This is a genomic window from Pseudomonas sp. DR208, assembly GCF_019823005.1.
GTDB lineage: Bacteria > Pseudomonadota > Gammaproteobacteria > Pseudomonadales > Pseudomonadaceae > Aquipseudomonas > Aquipseudomonas extremorientalis.
Window position 1 is genome coordinate 3,962,814 of sequence record NZ_CP081944.1, and the last position, 13,970, is coordinate 3,976,783.

The following is a 13,970-nucleotide window of genomic DNA, read 5'->3' on the forward strand; positions in this document are numbered from 1 at the left end:
CACATGAGCAAGCCACGTCATTTGAAACTGGGAGCCATGGTCCATGGCGTCGGTCACGGCTGGGGCGAATGGCGCCACCCGCAGGCCCAACCGAATGCCAGCACCAGCTTCGGCTTCTACAAGCAGCAGACTGAATTGGCCGAAGCCGCCAAGTTCGACTTCGTGTTCATCGCCGACAGCCTGCATATCCACGCCAAGTCCAGCCCGCATTACCTCAATCGCTTCGAACCACTGACGATCCTGTCGGCACTCGCCGCAATCACCACACATATCGGCCTCGTCGCCACGGTGACCGTCAGCTACACCGAGCCTTACCAGGTGGCGCGCCAGTTCGCGTCCCTGGACCATATCAGCGGCGGTCGCGCCGGTTGGAACGTGGTCACCTCGTGGCTCAGCGGCACCGCCGACAACTTCGGCAAGGCCGAGCACCCGCCCCACGCCGTGCGGTACCGCATCGCCAAGGAGCACCTGGATACCGTCAAGGGCCTGTGGGACTCCTGGGAAGACGACGCCTTCACCTACAACAAACAGTCCGGCGAATTTTTCGCCCCAGGCAAGCTGCATGCACTCAACCACAAGGGCGATTTCTTCTCGGTGAAAGGCCCGCTGAACATCGCGCGTTCTCGCCAGGGCCAGCCGGTGATTTTCCAGGCCGGCACCTCGGAAGACGGGCGCAACTTCGCGGCGCAGAACGCCGATGCGATCTTTGTGCACGTGGACAGCATCGAAGAAGGCCTGGCCTATTCCCAAGACCTGAAACGCCGCGCCAAGGGCTTTGGCCGCGATCCGCAAAGCCTGTCGATCCTGCCGGGCATCCGCCCGATTGTCGGCCGCGACGAGGCCGAAGTGGAAAGCCGCTACCAGCAGGCCGTGGAGCTGGTCACCGTGGAAGATGCCATCGTCGCCCTCGGCCGCCCGTTCAATGACCACGATTTCAGCCAATACCCGCTGGACGCGCCGTTCCCGGAACTGGGGGACCTGGGGTCCAACAGCCAGAAAGGCGGCTCCGACCGCATCAAGCAACTGGCCAGGGACGAAGGCTTGACCCTGCGCGAAGTGGCCCTGCGTTTCTCGCGGCCCAAACGTGATTTTGTCGGCACCCCGGAACAGGTCGCCGATGCGATCCAGACCTGGTTCGAGCGCGGCGCCAGTGACGGTTTCATCATCAACTCGGTGCTGCCGGATGGCTTGCAGTACTTCACCGAACTGGTGGCGCCGGTGTTGCAACAACGCGGCCTGCTGCGCAGCGAATACAGCGGCCAGACCCTGCGCGACAACCTGGACCTGGAAGTGCCGGTGAACCGCTACAGCGTCGCCGCCGAGGTTGAAGCGCAGCAAGAGGCGCTGGCATGAGCCAATCCTCGCAGCCCTCCTTGCGCTCCGTGGAAGTCGCCCACTTCGACGCCTTGCTCGAACGCCTCACCACCGAGCTGGCCAGCACCGCCCATCTCTACGACGAGAGCGGCGCTTTCCCTCACGCCAACTTCAAGTTGCTGCACGAACACGGCCTGCTCGCCCTCACCGTGCCCAAGACCCTGGGCGGCGGCGGGGCCAGCCTGTCCCAGGCACGCAAGGCGATCCGTGCGATTGCCAAGGGCGAGCCGTCCACTGCGCTGATCCTGGTGATGCAATACCTGCAACACACCCGCCTGCAAGACAGCAAGACCTGGCCCGTGCACCTGCGCAGGCAAGTGGCCGTAGACGCGGTGCGCAATGGCGCCTTGATCAACGCCCTGCGCGTCGAACCCGACCTCGGCACCCCGGCCCGTGGCGGGCTGCCGGCGACCACCGCCGTGCGCACCGCCGAGGGCTGGCGCATCAGCGGGCGCAAGATCTACTCCACCGGCAGCCACGGCCTGAGCTGGTTCAGCGTGTGGGCCCGCAGTGACGACGCCGACCCGCTGGTGGGCGCCTGGCTGGTGCCCAAGGACAGCCCCGGCGTGAGCATCATCGACACCTGGGACCACCTGGGCATGCGCGCCACCTGTAGCCATGAAGTGGTGCTCGACAACGTGCTGGTGCCGCTGGACCACGCTGTCAGCGTCAGCCCCTGGAGTGCGCCGGCGCCAGAGTTGGACCCCGAGGGCTTCCTGTGGATGTCAGTGTTGTTGTCCTCGGTGTACGACGCCGTGGCCCAGGCCGCCCGGGAATGGCTGGTGAACTGGCTGGAGGAGCGCCAACCGTCCAACCTCGGTGCGGCGCTGTCGACCCTGCCACGCTTCCAGGAAACCGTTGGCCATATCGACACCCTGCTGTTTGCCAATCGCAGCCTGCTCGACGCTGCTGCCGAGGGCCACACCCCGGCCGCCAACGCCGCGCAATTGAAGTACCTGGTAACGAACAACGCGATCCGCGCCGTGGAGCTGGCCATCGAAGCCTCGGGCAACCCGGGCCTGTCGCGCCATAGCCCGCTGCAACGGCACTACCGCGACGTGTTGTGCAGCCGCGTGCATACCCCACAGAACGACGCTGTATTACAAGGTGTCGGCAAGGCCGCCTTCGCCCAACGCCACAAGGAGCGCACATGAGCCAGGTGATTATCGCCAGCCAGCTGGACGAGGATTACAACGAGGTGATCCGCCAGCGCCTGGCGTCGATCCATCCCGAAGCCCAGGTGATCGGGGTGCCCGTCGGGGTGCCCAGCGACCTGCCGCCCCAGGCGAATATCCTGCTGCTGCGCCCGATCAACGTGCGCGGCTACACCGCCCCGGACACTCCGCCACCCGGTTGGCCCTACGGCGCACAGTGGGTGCACCTGGTGTCGTCGGGCATCGACTTCTACCCGCAGTGGCTGTTCAACGGCCCTCCGGTGACGACATCGCGTGGCAGCGCCGCCGACAACCTGGCCGAATTCGCCCTGGCGGCGATCTTTGCCGCGTCCAAGCACCTGCCGGCCATCTGGGTCAAGGATGACCAGTGGCACTTCACCCCGCTGCGCCCGCTCAAGGGCACCACACTGGGCATCCTGGGGTTTGGAGCGATTGGCGAACGCCTGGCGCAGAAGGCCCTGGCCCTGGGCATCAGGGTGGTGGCGCTGCGTCAAAGCCCGGCGCCGTTCAGCGCAGGCGTGGAAGCCGCCAGGGACATCCACGACCTGTTCGCCCGCGCCGATCACCTGGTGGTGGCGGCGCCGCTGACCGAGACCACGCGGCATATCATCAACCGCGACGTCCTCGCCAGCGCCAGGCCGGGGTTGCACCTGATCAATATCGCACGGGGTGGGTTGCTGGATCAGGAGGCGTTGCTGCAAGCGCTGGACAATGGGCAGGTTGGTTTGGCATCGCTGGACGTGACCGAGCCGGAGCCGTTGCCGCTGGGGCATCCGTTGTACACCCATCCGCGGGTAAGGCTGTCGCCGCACACCTCGGCGATTTCCACCCGCAGCAAGGAGGAAATCGCCGATACGTTCCTGGCGAACCTGGCGCGGTATGCTGCCAATGTTGAGCTGTACAACCGTGCCAATTGATCGCCGCTTACTTGATGCGGTAATGAAAGGTATTGCGCACCGCCGGCACCGCAACAGCCTTGCCATCGACGATCCTCGGCTGGTAACGGAAGGTATTCGCCGCCGCCAGTGATGGCCGCATGAACAGCGGGTGGCAGCCGTCCAGCACCCTGGGGTTTTCCACGCGGCCCTGGGTGTTGACGGTGTACTCCACCGAACAATCGCCTTCGATGTTTTTGTCCAGGGCACGCTCGGGGTAGTCCGGCGCTTCCTTGCTCAAGGGCTGGTACTGGCGGCTGTCGAACGCCGGTGCCGCAGCCGGTGTCACGGCCGGTGTCGCGGCCCGCGCTGTTTCAGCGGCCAGGCGCTGCTGGTCAGCACGCTGTTGTGCCTGCTCACGATTGTGCTGTTCAGTGGCCAGCCGTTGCTGCTCCTGCTGCTTTTCTTCGACGCGTTTGCGCGCCAGGGCGGCCTTTTCGAGTTTGCGCGCCTGGATCTGCGGATCGAGCGTGGGCTTTACCGGTACGGGAACCGCGACGGGCTCCGGGGGTGTGACGGCCACCGGTTCAGGCGCTGGAGCTGGAGCTGTCGCCGCCGGCAGCATCACCAGTTGGGTATGCATCACCCTGGGGGCCTCCACTGGCGGTACTTCCGTGGACCAGCCAAGCATCAATGCGGCCAACACCCCCACATGCAGCGCCACCGCCAGGCTGGCCGCCAAACTGTTTCGCCAGAATCCGGAAGGCCTCCGGGAAGGCATCGTCAGCATCGGACTGTGCATGATCATCGCCGTCATTGCGGGGCCTCGGTCACCAGCCCCAGGTTGCTCACCCCACCCTTCTGCAACACCGCCATGGCCGCGACCACACGGCCGTAACCGGCGTTATCGTCGGCGCGGATGTACACCTGGGTGTCGCTGCGCGCCGCCACCACCTGCATGACCTTGGCGCCCATTTCGTCGAGGGTCACCGCGCTGTCGGTCTGGTGCTGGGTGTCGAGTTCACCGCCGAGGTTCCAGTAGTAGCCGCCATCGGCCTTCACCGACAGCGTGAGGATCTGCTGGCGGGTGTCGGTGGCCAGTGCCTCGGCGGCGACCTTGGGCAGCTCGATCTTCACGCCCTGGGTGAGCATCGGTGCGGTGACCATGAAGATCACCAGCAGCACCAGCATCACGTCGATATAGGGCACCACGTTCATCTCGGCCTTGGGCCCGTGCTTGCGTTGCGGCCTTGCTAACATGAAATCGCTCCTGTTCAGGCGGCCACGGCCAGGTGGCTCGACGTGCCGCGCAGCGTGCGGTGCAGGCGTACTTGCAGTTCGTTGCCGAAGGCGTAGTAACGGGTGAGCAAGGTCTGGCCGCGTGCCGCAAAGCGGTTGTAGGCGATCACCGCCGGGATGGCCGCGAACAGGCCGATAGCCGTGGCGATCAGCGCTTCGGCGATGCCCGGCGCGACCGTCGACAGCGTGGCCTGCTGCACCTGGGACAGGCCGATGAACGAATTCATGATGCCCCATACGGTGCCGAACAGGCCGATGTAGGGGCTGACCGAACCCACCGTCGCGAGGAATTGCAGACCTTTTTCCAACTCGATTTCCTGTTCGGTGATCGCCACCTGCACGGCGCGCTCGACACCGTCCAGCACCGCCGGATCATGGCTGTGCAGGTGCTGGTATTCCTGAACGCCGGCGATAAAGATCGGCGCAATACCGCCCTCGCCCGCCTGCACGGTGTCGCGGTACAGCGGTTGCAAGTCCGGCGCAGCACGAAAGCGCTGCACAAAGCCATTCAACTGGCGCTCCAGGCGCCGCAGCACACTGCCGCGCTGGATGATCAGGTACCAACTGAGCAAGGAGGCCAGCAGCAAGGTGATCATCACCGCCTTGACCAACAGGCTGGCGTCGCTGATCAAGCCCCAGATCGTCATATGTTCCATCGTCGCGTGCATGGTGAAGCTCCTATTCGATAAAAAAGTGATGACCGGGTGATGACGGCTCAGGGCAACTTCAGCGCGCGAGTCACCTCGGCCCACGGCACCAACTTGAAGTTCTGGGTCTGCTCGGGCATGCGCTTGCGCCCGTCCTGCACCACCAGCATGCCTTGGCTCCACGGCCCGCCGAGGTTGAGGGCGGTGACTTCCAGGCCATCGGTTTCCGAGGCTCCATCGATCCCGGCCGGCGCATTCAGGCCGACGCGGAAGGCACCGTGGGTCGCGAACGGCGGCTCGGCATCCAGCACCAGGTAGCTGTCATTGCCCTGGCTGGAGATCACCAGGTAGTCGCGCTTGTCGCTCTGGTACAACGCCAGGCCCTCGACATCGGCGTGCAGCTGCGGGCCAACCTTGATCACGCTGGTGAGGGTGGCCGGCTGGTCGGCACGGGCATCCACCGCCCAGACACCGACGTCTTCTTCCCCGATAAACAGGCGCTGGCGCTGGTCATCGGCCACGCAACCCTCGGGCTGGCTGTCGACCTTGAACTGGCGCACCAACTCGCCCTGCACACGACCATCCGGTGCGCTGAGGCGGTATTGCAGGAAGGTGCCGTCCTTGCCGTTGGCGATCGCGTAGATCTCGCCACTGGCGGGCTGGTACAGGCAGATACCGTAGATCTCCTTGAGCGGTGTCGGCACTTCACCGGCTTCGCGCAGTTCGCCGCTCTGGCGGTCAATGCTGAACAGGCTCAGGCTGTTGTGATCGCGATTGCTCGCCACGGCCAGGTCGACAGTCTGCGCGCCGAGCTTGAAGTCGGGGCGTACGTCGACATTGTTGAGACGTCCCACCGCCAGCTCCTGCAACAGCTTGCCGTCAAGGTCGTAGGCCAGCAGGCCCTGCTTCTTGTTGGTGCCGAGTACGCGGCTTTTTTCCGGTTGCGCGGGGTGAACCCAGATCGCCGGGTCATCCGCCGCGTCGCCCTGGCGACCGACCGGGTCGGTCTGGCGTACGGCGGCGACTTCCGGCAGTACCGGTCCAGCCGTCACGGGTTTGGCTTTCCAGTCGAGCCTGCCCTGGTAAAGCTTGCCATTGTCGTCATCGCGCACCAGCAGTTGCTGACCGTTGACGCTGAGTTGTTCCGGCTCCTTGAGGCCTGGCAGCGTCAGACTCGATTGTTCGACCCAGCGCTTGCCGGTGTGCTGGAACAGGTGCAACTGGGCCGTCTTCGGATCGAGGGCGACCATCCCGCCCGGCACCAGCGCCATGGCGCCCGCTTCACGCTTGGGGTTGTCGAACAGCGCTACCGGCGTGCGCTTGACCTCGGCTTCCGGGTGCGCCGGGTAGGCCCACCAGCCGACGTTTTGTTCATTCACCACCAACTGATGGGTTGTGTCATCCACCTGGCAGAACTGCGCCGACGGCGGCAACGGCAGACCGCGTACGCGCTGGGGTTCGCTGAGCAGTGTGGCGCCATTGCCCACCAGCCATTGCTCGCCCTTGCCCTCTTCACCCACCAGGAACACAAACAGGTGGGCGGCGCCGTCACGATAAAGGCACAGGCCGTTTACCGGGTAGTCGCGAGCGGGCAGGTACAGCGGTGTGCCAAAGGTTTTGGCGGACGCGTCAAGGTTGATCAGCACGGCTTGCTGGCGGTCGTTGTCGAGGCTGGCGACCAGTACCTGGGTGCCGGCAGCGCGGGTGTCGAGGCTGCTGAAGTTGCCGTTGAAACGGGCGAGTTCGGTGCCTTTGGCGTCGAGCAGTTGCAGGCCGTTGCGGGTGCTGGCGGTGAGGCGCTCGGTGCTGCTCAGCACGGCCATGGCCTCGGCATTGAGGCTGGGTGACCAAGGGGTCAGGGCCAGGTCCGTGGCCATTGCCGGCGCACAGAGGGTCAAGGCTATTAGTAGGTACAGCTTGGAAATCTTCATGTACGGCTCAATCCGTCAAAAACAATGGAGATCCAATGTGGGAGGGGGCTTGCCCCCGATAGCAGTGTGTCAGTCAACACAGATGCCAGCTGGGCCACAGCCATCGGGGGCAAGCCCCCTCCCACATTGGAATGGAGGTGTGGGTTAGAAGTGGGTGAAGGTCAGGCCCAGCTTGTAGGTCGGGCCGTACTCTTCGTATTGGCCGTTGTAGCTGCGGTGGCCGGTGTAGACGAAGTACGACTCATCGGTGAGGTTCTGCGCTTCGAAGCTGACTTGCAGGTTCTTGGTCAGCGAGTAGCGCGCGCTGAAGTCGACAAAGGTCTGCGCGTCCACATGCAGGTCGTGGGCCTTGTCGTTGATCGACGCCAGCTCAAAGAGGTAGGCCGATTTGTAGTTGGCCGACAGGCGCAGACTGAGCGTGTCGTCTTCCCAACCGAGCATCAGGTTGCCGACAGTGTCGGACTGGTTGGGCAGGCTGATGTGGCGCTTGCGGTTCGTACCACTGGCACTGTCGAAACCTTCGATGTCGGCGCTGGAGCGGCTGAACGTAGTGTTGGCGCCGATCAACAGGCCGTTCCACGGCGCGGGCAGCCAGTCGAATTTCTGTGAGTAGGCCAACTCCAGGCCGTAGAGCCTGGCGCTGTCGCCGTTGGCGTAGGTGTGGGCCTCGGCGAAGTTGGTCCAGGCGCCGGTGCCGGCCAGGTCGGTGTTGTAGACGAAGTTCTTGATGTCCTTGTAGAACACGAACGCCGAGACGGTGCCGGCGCGGCCCATGAAGTGCTCGATGCCCAGGTCCAGGTTGCTCGATTCCAGGGGCTTGAGGTCCGGGTTGCCGAAGGTGGCTTCGTCATCATCGATCACAAAACCCGGCGCCAACTGGCCAAAGGTCGGGCGGACCACGGACTTGGTCCAGGCCGCGCGCACCTGGGTGTTCTTGTCGATCTGGTAGCGCGCATGCAGGCCCGGCAGCCAATGGTGATAGCGGCGCTGGGTGTCGGTCGGGGTGAACACGCCATCGGTGGCGCCGGTGCCCTTGGCTTCGAACTCGGTGCCTTCGTAGCGCAGGCCAGCGATGAAGCGCCAGTCGTCGATGTCGACGGTGTTCATCAGGTAGCCAGCGTTGATGTCTTCGCGAATGGTGAAGTCGTTGACCCGGGATTCGGTCTCGTCGTAGAAGTCCGCCGGGTTGAGGCCGCCTATCAGCTGCTTGATCGCGCTGGGGCTGATGCCGGGGCCGTAGCTGCCCAGGCGGTAGTCGACAGTGCCCTTCTGGAACTGGCTGAGATTGAGCTGGTCGGCAGTGAAGCCGAGGGTGTCGAAGTCTTTGTAGACCCAGGCCTCCAGGTCGTTGTCCTTGTTGCGGCGGCTGACCTTGCCGCCAAATTTGACCTGGGCCGCATAGCCGCTCAGGTCGTAGTCGCGGGCCAGGTCCAGGCGCAGGTTTTTCTCGGTGTCCTGGGTGTTCTGTTTTTCCCAGTCGACTTTGTCGAGGCTGAAGTTGCGCGCGTCGTAGAAGGCGCTGCCGATGATCGGGCGTGGCTTGTCCTTGTCATGGAAACCACTGTTGGCAAAGTCGCCGCCGTCAAAGGTGGCACCAGCGATGTGCGCCGGGCTGTCTTCGCTGGATTGGCTGTAGCCGGCCTGGCCGCTCAGGGTCCACAGGCCGAGCATGCGTTCGCCGCCGAATACGTAGGACTGGATTTCCTGGGTCTCTTCGCGGTTCTTCAGCTTGCGCTTGCCCTCGGCATCGCCCAGTTGGCCGGGGGCCTGCGGGTCGGCGAATTCGAGGCTGGTGGAGTTGCGGGTTTCGGTGTCTTTGTAGCGGCTGTAGAGAGTGCGCAGGTAGTAGCTGCTGAAGTCGTCGGGCTTGTAATCGAAGTTCAGGCCGCCACCGGCCCGTTCGCGGCTGATGTCGTAGTCACGCTGTTCGAACTCGTTGAGCCGGGCGCCGTCGGTGAACTCCCAGGCGCCGCCGGTCTCGACGTTGTCCGAGCCGAAGTCGCGCTTCTGCCAGCTCAGCGCGGCGGCGACGCCGAAGTTGTCGACGCCGTCGCCGAGGCTGAAACGGTTGCTGGCCGCGCCGGAGAATTTGGGGCTGGTCTGGCTCGTGTTCTTGTCGTAGCTGGCCTCGGTGCTGCCGGTGTAGAACAGGCCCTTGTGGTCGAAGGCCGACAGGCTTTGCACATCGACGGTGCCGCCAAGGGAGTTGGCGTCCATGTCCGGGGTGAGGGTCTTGATCACCGACAGTGACTGCACCAGTTCGGAGGGCAGCACATCGAGGGCCACGGCGCGGCGGGCGCTCTCCGGGGCAGGCACCAGGGTGCCGTTGATGGTCACGCTGTTGAGGTCCGGGCCCAGGCCACGCACGCTGACGAAGCGCCCTTCGCCCTGGTCGCGCTCCACGCTGATACCCGGCAAGCGCTGCGCCGCTTCGGCGACGTTTTCATCCGGTAGCTGGGCCACGCCGTCGGCATGCACCACGCTCTTGATGCTGTCGGAATTGCGTTGCTCCTTGAGCGCCTGGTCGATGGCCGCTGCCTGGCCGACCACTTCGACGTGCTCGGTGTTGGCCGCCTCGGCCGCATTGAGCCGCTCACTGGCAATCGCCAGGGCCAAGGCAGTAAGCGTAAAGCTGACGAGCCCGGTGCGCTTGTACATGCAATCCTCCCCAAGAGTCCGTTGGCGCCAGGCAAGAGGCCCGGCAACTGGGAGGGCACGCTAGGGGTGGGGGATGACGGTTCTGTGACAGGGTGTGGTGGGAAGGCCGGTAAACCGGGGGTTTGAGCAGGATCCTAGGTTGGAATGAGCTGAAATGACCTGTGAAGATCAACTGTGGGAGGGGGCTTGCCCCCGATAGCGGTGGTTCAGCCCATGGTTTCTCACTGACGCACCGCTATCGGGGGCAAGCCCCCTCCCACATTTTCTGCTTTTCATTGTCGACGGGATGAGCTGATTCGACCCTCCCCCACCGTCATGCAACCGTCACATCCATCTGCTGTGCTGGCGCCCACGTCTGAACCTTGCAAGGACTCGCGGCCATGTTTTCCGTGCTCAAACCCCACCGCTGGAAACTCTCCCTGCTGCTGATCGCGGCCAACCTGGGGCTGATCCTGCACCTGGCCTGCGGCGAGTTGAAAAGCGTCAGCGAGTGGGCATGGCTGGATATCTTCGGTGAAGGCGGCTCCGCCCTGCTCGCCCTGGTCTGGCTGGGGCTGGTGCTGAAAAGCCGTCCGGCCGGGCGCGTGACCAACTACCTGGCGCTGGGCCTGTCATGCATCTTCTTCTCCTGGTGGATCGACAGCCTCGACGAATTCATCCGCCTGCCCGACAGCATCACCTGGGACCACTGGCTGGAGTCCGGGCCGATGCCGGTGGGCATGATCCTGCTGACCATCGGCATCTACCACTGGCACCGCGAACAACTGGCGATCAGCGCACAGATGGAGAAACGCGAACGGTTGTTCCGCGAGCATCGGCTGTTCGACAAACTCACACCCCTGGCCGGCGCCGACTACCTCAAGCGCCAGTTGGCCGACAGCCTGCAAGACAGCCAGACCCAGCAGCAACCACTGTCCCTGCTGGCCCTGGACCTGGACCACTTCGCCGCCATCAACCAGGCCTACGGGCATGCCGAAGGCGATGCGGTGTTGCAGGCCCTCAGCCATTTGCTGTTGCTCAACCTGCGTCGCCAGGACCTGCTGTGCCGCCTGGCCGGCGACCGTTTTGTGGTGCTGCTGCCCAACACCGGTGAGCGCCAGGCCAAGGAGCTGGCGCTGGAGTTGCAGCAGGCGGTGCGCGGCCTCGCACACAAGACCCGGCTGCACGGGGAACGCCTGCAACTGGTAGCGACCACCGCCGTGGTCATGGCCTTGGACGAGCCGCCCCAGGACTTGCTCAAACGCCTCAACCTGGCCCTGGCCAGGGCCAAGCAACCCCTGGCGAAAAGCGCCTGAGATGGCCGTGAAAACCAGCTGGTATGAAGCCGACAGCCGCTTCATACCAGGGCACTACCAACCCGCCACGCTGATCGACCTGGCCTTGTCCCGGGACATCGACAGCCATCGCCTGCTGCGCGGCACGGGACTGTTTCACGAGGACATCCTGGCCGGCACGGCGCGGTTGAGCCCGCAGCAGTTTTTCGGGTTGATCGGCAACAGTCGCAAATTGCTCGACGCCGACGACAGCAGCTTTCTGTTCGGCCAGCGACTCCTGCCCGGTTATTACGGCGCGGCCAGCCATGCCCTGGGCCATGCGCAGAACCTGCACCAGGCCCTGGAGATCCTGATCCAGCAACAGGTGCTGCTCAGCCCGCTGGTCACCTTGCACCTGGAACTGGATGCGCACCATGCCTACCTGTACTGGCGGGACAGTTGCGGCGCCGGCGAGCATTGGCGGTTTTTACTGGAAGCCGGCATGACCTCGCTGGTTGCCATGAGCCAGTGGCTCAGTGGCGAGCGCTTGCCGTGGGTGTGCTGTTTCAGTCATGCCGAACCGCGCTACATCGAGCAGTATTGGGTGCACCTGGGCGAAGAGACGCGCTTCGAACGGCCGCTGGATATGCTGAGCATCCCCCGCGAGTACCTCACCCGCGCGTGGCCGGGCGCCTCGGCCACCGCCGGCCAGGTCGCACGCCAGCAGGCCCGCGAACAGATCGAACAGCTGGGCTTTGCCAGCAGCTTTCTCGACTGCCTCTACGACTACCTGCGCGAACAGGTGCGCCAACCGCCCAGCCTGGAACAGGCCGCGCAGGCCTTCGCCATGAGCCCGGCGACCCTCAAGCGCAAGTTGCACAAGCATGACACCGGCTTTCAGCAACAGGTGGACCGCGTGCGCAAGCAGGTGGCGCTGCACCTGTACCAGGTCAAGGGCTACAGCAATGATGAAGTGGCGGCGTACCTGAACTTCAACGATGCGGCGAACTTTCGCCGTTCGTTCAAGCGCTGGACCGGCAGTACGCCCAACCTGATCCGCCAGCTGTTCAACAGCCGCTAGCCAGGCGTTCGCGCAGGAACTCCACCAGCGCCTGCACCGGCCGCGAGCTTTGCCGGTGCTGGGGGTACACCGCCGACAGTGTCAGGTCTTCGGGGGCGAACTCATCCAGCACCGTGACCAGGCGGCCATCCTTCAACGCCTCGCCGACGATAAAAGTCGGCAGGTAGGTCACGCCCAGGCCGGCGATGGCGGTATCGCGCAGCAGGTCGCCATTGTTCACGCGCATACGCCCACTCACGCTCAGCGCCTGCAACTTGCCCTTGAAGCGCCACTGCACCTGGCGGCCATGGCCGTAGGGCAGGCAATCGTGGTCGGCGAGGTCATCGGGTTTCTGCGGGGTGCCGCGCAAGGCCAGGTAGTCGGGGCTGGCGCAATACACCCGGGGGATGCTGGCGATACGCCGAGCGATCAGGGTGGAATCTTCCAGGGTGCCGATGCGCAAGACCAGGTCGTAGCCTTCGCCGATCAGGTCCACGGGGCGGTCGCTCAAGTCGACCTCCACCGCCACCTGGGGATGGCGCTGCAGGAACAACGGCAACAGGCAACCCAGATGGGCCATGGCAAACGACAACGGCGCGCTGAGGCGAATGGTGCCGCGCGGTTCGCTGTTCTGGCCGGCGATGCCCTGCTCCACTTGCTCGACTTCACTGAGCAGGCGCAAGGCGGATTCGTAGTAACTCTGGCCGAGTGGCGTGACATCCAGGCGGCGGGTGGAGCGATTGAGCAGGCGTACGCCGAGGCGATCTTCCAGCTGGATCAGGCGGCGGCTGACGAATTGCTTGGACAAGCCCAACTGTTCGGCGGCGGCGGTGAAGCTGCCGGATTCCATGACTTGGCAGAACAGGCGCATGTCTTCGAAGGGGTTCATTGTCGCTTCTCGGTGGACATTTGGTGTTTTTTATAACGGGTATGTCGCCACACCACAAATCAAATGTGGGAGGGGCGGTGCGACGATTCGACTTGCCCCCGATGGCAGTGTGACTGACACACCGCTATCGGGGGCAAGTCGAATCGTCGCACCGCCCCTCCCACAGGGATCACCTACAGACTTGAGAGCCAGTTACTTGGTAAACGCCGAGTAGCTGTTCATCAGGTTGCGGTAGTTGGGAATACGCGGCGACAGCAGGTTGGCCAGGCCTTCCATGTCGTTGCGCCAGTCGCGCTGCAGTTCGCAAGCCACGGCGAACCAGTTCACCAGTTGCGCACCGGCGGCGGTCATGCGCGCCCAGGCGGCTTGTTGCACGGTTTCGTTGAAGGTGCCCGACGCATCAGTGACCACGAACACCTCAAAGCCTTCCTCCAGGGCGCACAAGGTCGGGAACGCGACGCACACGTCCGTCACCACGCCGGCAATGATGATCTGCTTGCGGCCAGTCGCCTTGACGGCCTTCACGAAATCTTCGTTGTCCCAGGCATTGATCTGGCCAGGGCGGGCGATGTACGGCGCGTCCGGGAACAGTGCCTTGAGTTCGGGCACCAGTGGGCCGTTGGGACCGCTTTCGAAGCTGGTGGTGAGGATGGTCGGCAGATTGAAGAACTTCGCCACATCGGCCAAGGCCAGGACGTTGTTCTTGAATTCGTTGGGGGAGAAATCCTGCACCAGGGAAATCAGGCCAGTCTGGTGGTCGACCAACAGTACAACGGCGTCATCTTTGTTCAAACGAGGGCTAGCCATGG

General features: G+C 64.2%; 12 protein-coding genes. 5 read left to right on the forward strand and 7 right to left on the reverse strand.

Features of this window, described 5'->3' with window-relative positions:
• Positions 1-3 precede the first annotated feature (3 nt).
• The 3 genes from K5K89_RS18005 to K5K89_RS18015 are packed head-to-tail and all read left to right on the forward strand — an operon-like array spanning position 4 to position 3,466.
• Positions 4-1,353 (forward strand): LLM class flavin-dependent oxidoreductase, encoded by a 1,350-nt coding sequence (locus K5K89_RS18005; RefSeq protein ID WP_222539944.1) that lies wholly within the window; start codon positions 4-6, stop codon positions 1,351-1,353.
• Positions 1,350-2,528, forward strand: coding sequence for an acyl-CoA dehydrogenase family protein (locus K5K89_RS18010; protein WP_222539945.1), 1,179 nt, complete (start codon positions 1,350-1,352; stop codon positions 2,526-2,528). Before K5K89_RS18005 ends, K5K89_RS18010 begins: the two co-directional genes overlap by 4 nt.
• Positions 2,525-3,466 carry a D-isomer specific 2-hydroxyacid dehydrogenase family protein gene (locus K5K89_RS18015; protein ID WP_222539946.1) on the forward strand — a complete coding sequence of 314 codons (942 nt, stop codon included), beginning with the start codon at positions 2,525-2,527 and terminating at the stop codon, positions 3,464-3,466. The genes K5K89_RS18010 and K5K89_RS18015 overlap by 4 nt, the downstream gene beginning before the upstream one ends.
• Positions 3,467-3,473: 7 nt before the next feature.
• On the opposite strand, the gene K5K89_RS18020 is transcribed toward K5K89_RS18015, so the two are convergent.
• From K5K89_RS18020 to K5K89_RS18040, 5 genes are all read right to left on the reverse strand, one after another.
• A complete protein-coding gene (locus K5K89_RS18020) occupies positions 3,474-4,241 on the reverse strand; it encodes an energy transducer TonB (RefSeq protein ID WP_222539947.1) in 768 nt (255 codons plus the stop codon).
• Positions 4,238-4,684 (reverse strand): protein TolR, encoded by a 447-nt coding sequence (gene tolR, locus K5K89_RS18025; protein ID WP_102593218.1) that lies wholly within the window; start codon positions 4,682-4,684, stop codon positions 4,238-4,240. The genes K5K89_RS18020 and tolR overlap by 4 nt, the downstream gene beginning before the upstream one ends.
• 14 nt (positions 4,685-4,698) lie before the next feature.
• Positions 4,699-5,391: a protein TolQ gene (tolQ, locus tag K5K89_RS18030; protein ID WP_092245680.1), complete on the reverse strand. Its 693-nt coding sequence runs from the start codon at positions 5,389-5,391 to the stop codon at positions 4,699-4,701.
• A 47-nt stretch (positions 5,392-5,438) separates the two neighbouring features.
• Positions 5,439-7,301: a phytase gene (locus K5K89_RS18035; RefSeq protein ID WP_222539948.1), complete on the reverse strand. Its 1,863-nt coding sequence runs from the start codon at positions 7,299-7,301 to the stop codon at positions 5,439-5,441.
• 144 nt (positions 7,302-7,445) lie between these two features.
• Positions 7,446-9,959, reverse strand: coding sequence for a TonB-dependent receptor (locus K5K89_RS18040; protein WP_222539949.1), 2,514 nt, complete (start codon positions 9,957-9,959; stop codon positions 7,446-7,448).
• A gap of 380 nt (positions 9,960-10,339) precedes the next feature.
• On the opposite strand from K5K89_RS18040, the gene K5K89_RS18045 reads away from it, so the two are divergent.
• Positions 10,340-11,254, forward strand: coding sequence for a GGDEF domain-containing protein (locus K5K89_RS18045; RefSeq protein ID WP_093126833.1), 915 nt, complete (start codon positions 10,340-10,342; stop codon positions 11,252-11,254).
• Between the two features lies 1 nt (position 11,255).
• The gene (locus K5K89_RS18050; RefSeq protein ID WP_071490107.1) at positions 11,256-12,293 is read left to right on the forward strand and encodes an AraC family transcriptional regulator; all 1,038 of its coding nucleotides are present in this window, start codon (positions 11,256-11,258) and stop codon (positions 12,291-12,293) included.
• Here the strand turns inward: K5K89_RS18050 and K5K89_RS18055 are convergent.
• Both K5K89_RS18055 and ycaC read right to left on the reverse strand, forming a co-directional pair.
• Positions 12,280-13,161, reverse strand: coding sequence for a LysR family transcriptional regulator (locus K5K89_RS18055; RefSeq protein WP_058425557.1), 882 nt, complete (start codon positions 13,159-13,161; stop codon positions 12,280-12,282). The two genes, K5K89_RS18050 and K5K89_RS18055, sit on opposite strands and share 14 nt — an antisense overlap.
• Before the next feature lie 192 nt (positions 13,162-13,353).
• On the reverse strand, positions 13,354-13,968 hold the full coding sequence (ycaC, locus tag K5K89_RS18060) for an isochorismate family cysteine hydrolase YcaC (RefSeq protein WP_071490108.1): 615 nt from the start codon (positions 13,966-13,968) through the stop codon (positions 13,354-13,356).
• Positions 13,969-13,970 lie beyond the last annotated feature (2 nt).

Bases quoted from the DNA above. Each gene is read 5' to 3' on its own strand.
- K5K89_RS18005 (WP_222539944.1), top strand. From the start codon at position 4: ATGAGCAAGCCACGTCATTTGAAACTGGGAGCCATGGTCCATGGCGTC.
- K5K89_RS18010 (WP_222539945.1), top strand. From the start codon at position 1,350: ATGAGCCAATCCTCGCAGCCCTCCTTGCGCTCCGTGGAAGTCGCCCAC.
- K5K89_RS18015 (WP_222539946.1), top strand. From the start codon at position 2,525: ATGAGCCAGGTGATTATCGCCAGCCAGCTGGACGAGGATTACAACGAG.
- K5K89_RS18020 (WP_222539947.1), bottom strand. From the start codon at position 4,241: ATGACGGCGATGATCATGCACAGTCCGATGCTGACGATGCCTTCCCGG.
- tolR (WP_102593218.1), bottom strand. From the start codon at position 4,684: ATGTTAGCAAGGCCGCAACGCAAGCACGGGCCCAAGGCCGAGATGAAC.
- tolQ (WP_092245680.1), bottom strand. From the start codon at position 5,391: ATGCACGCGACGATGGAACATATGACGATCTGGGGCTTGATCAGCGAC.
- K5K89_RS18035 (WP_222539948.1), bottom strand. From the start codon at position 7,301: ATGAAGATTTCCAAGCTGTACCTACTAATAGCCTTGACCCTCTGTGCG.
- K5K89_RS18040 (WP_222539949.1), bottom strand. From the start codon at position 9,959: ATGTACAAGCGCACCGGGCTCGTCAGCTTTACGCTTACTGCCTTGGCC.
- K5K89_RS18045 (WP_093126833.1), top strand. From the start codon at position 10,340: ATGTTTTCCGTGCTCAAACCCCACCGCTGGAAACTCTCCCTGCTGCTG.
- K5K89_RS18050 (WP_071490107.1), top strand. From the start codon at position 11,256: ATGGCCGTGAAAACCAGCTGGTATGAAGCCGACAGCCGCTTCATACCA.
- K5K89_RS18055 (WP_058425557.1), bottom strand. From the start codon at position 13,161: ATGAACCCCTTCGAAGACATGCGCCTGTTCTGCCAAGTCATGGAATCC.
- ycaC (WP_071490108.1), bottom strand. From the start codon at position 13,968: ATGGCTAGCCCTCGTTTGAACAAAGATGACGCCGTTGTACTGTTGGTC.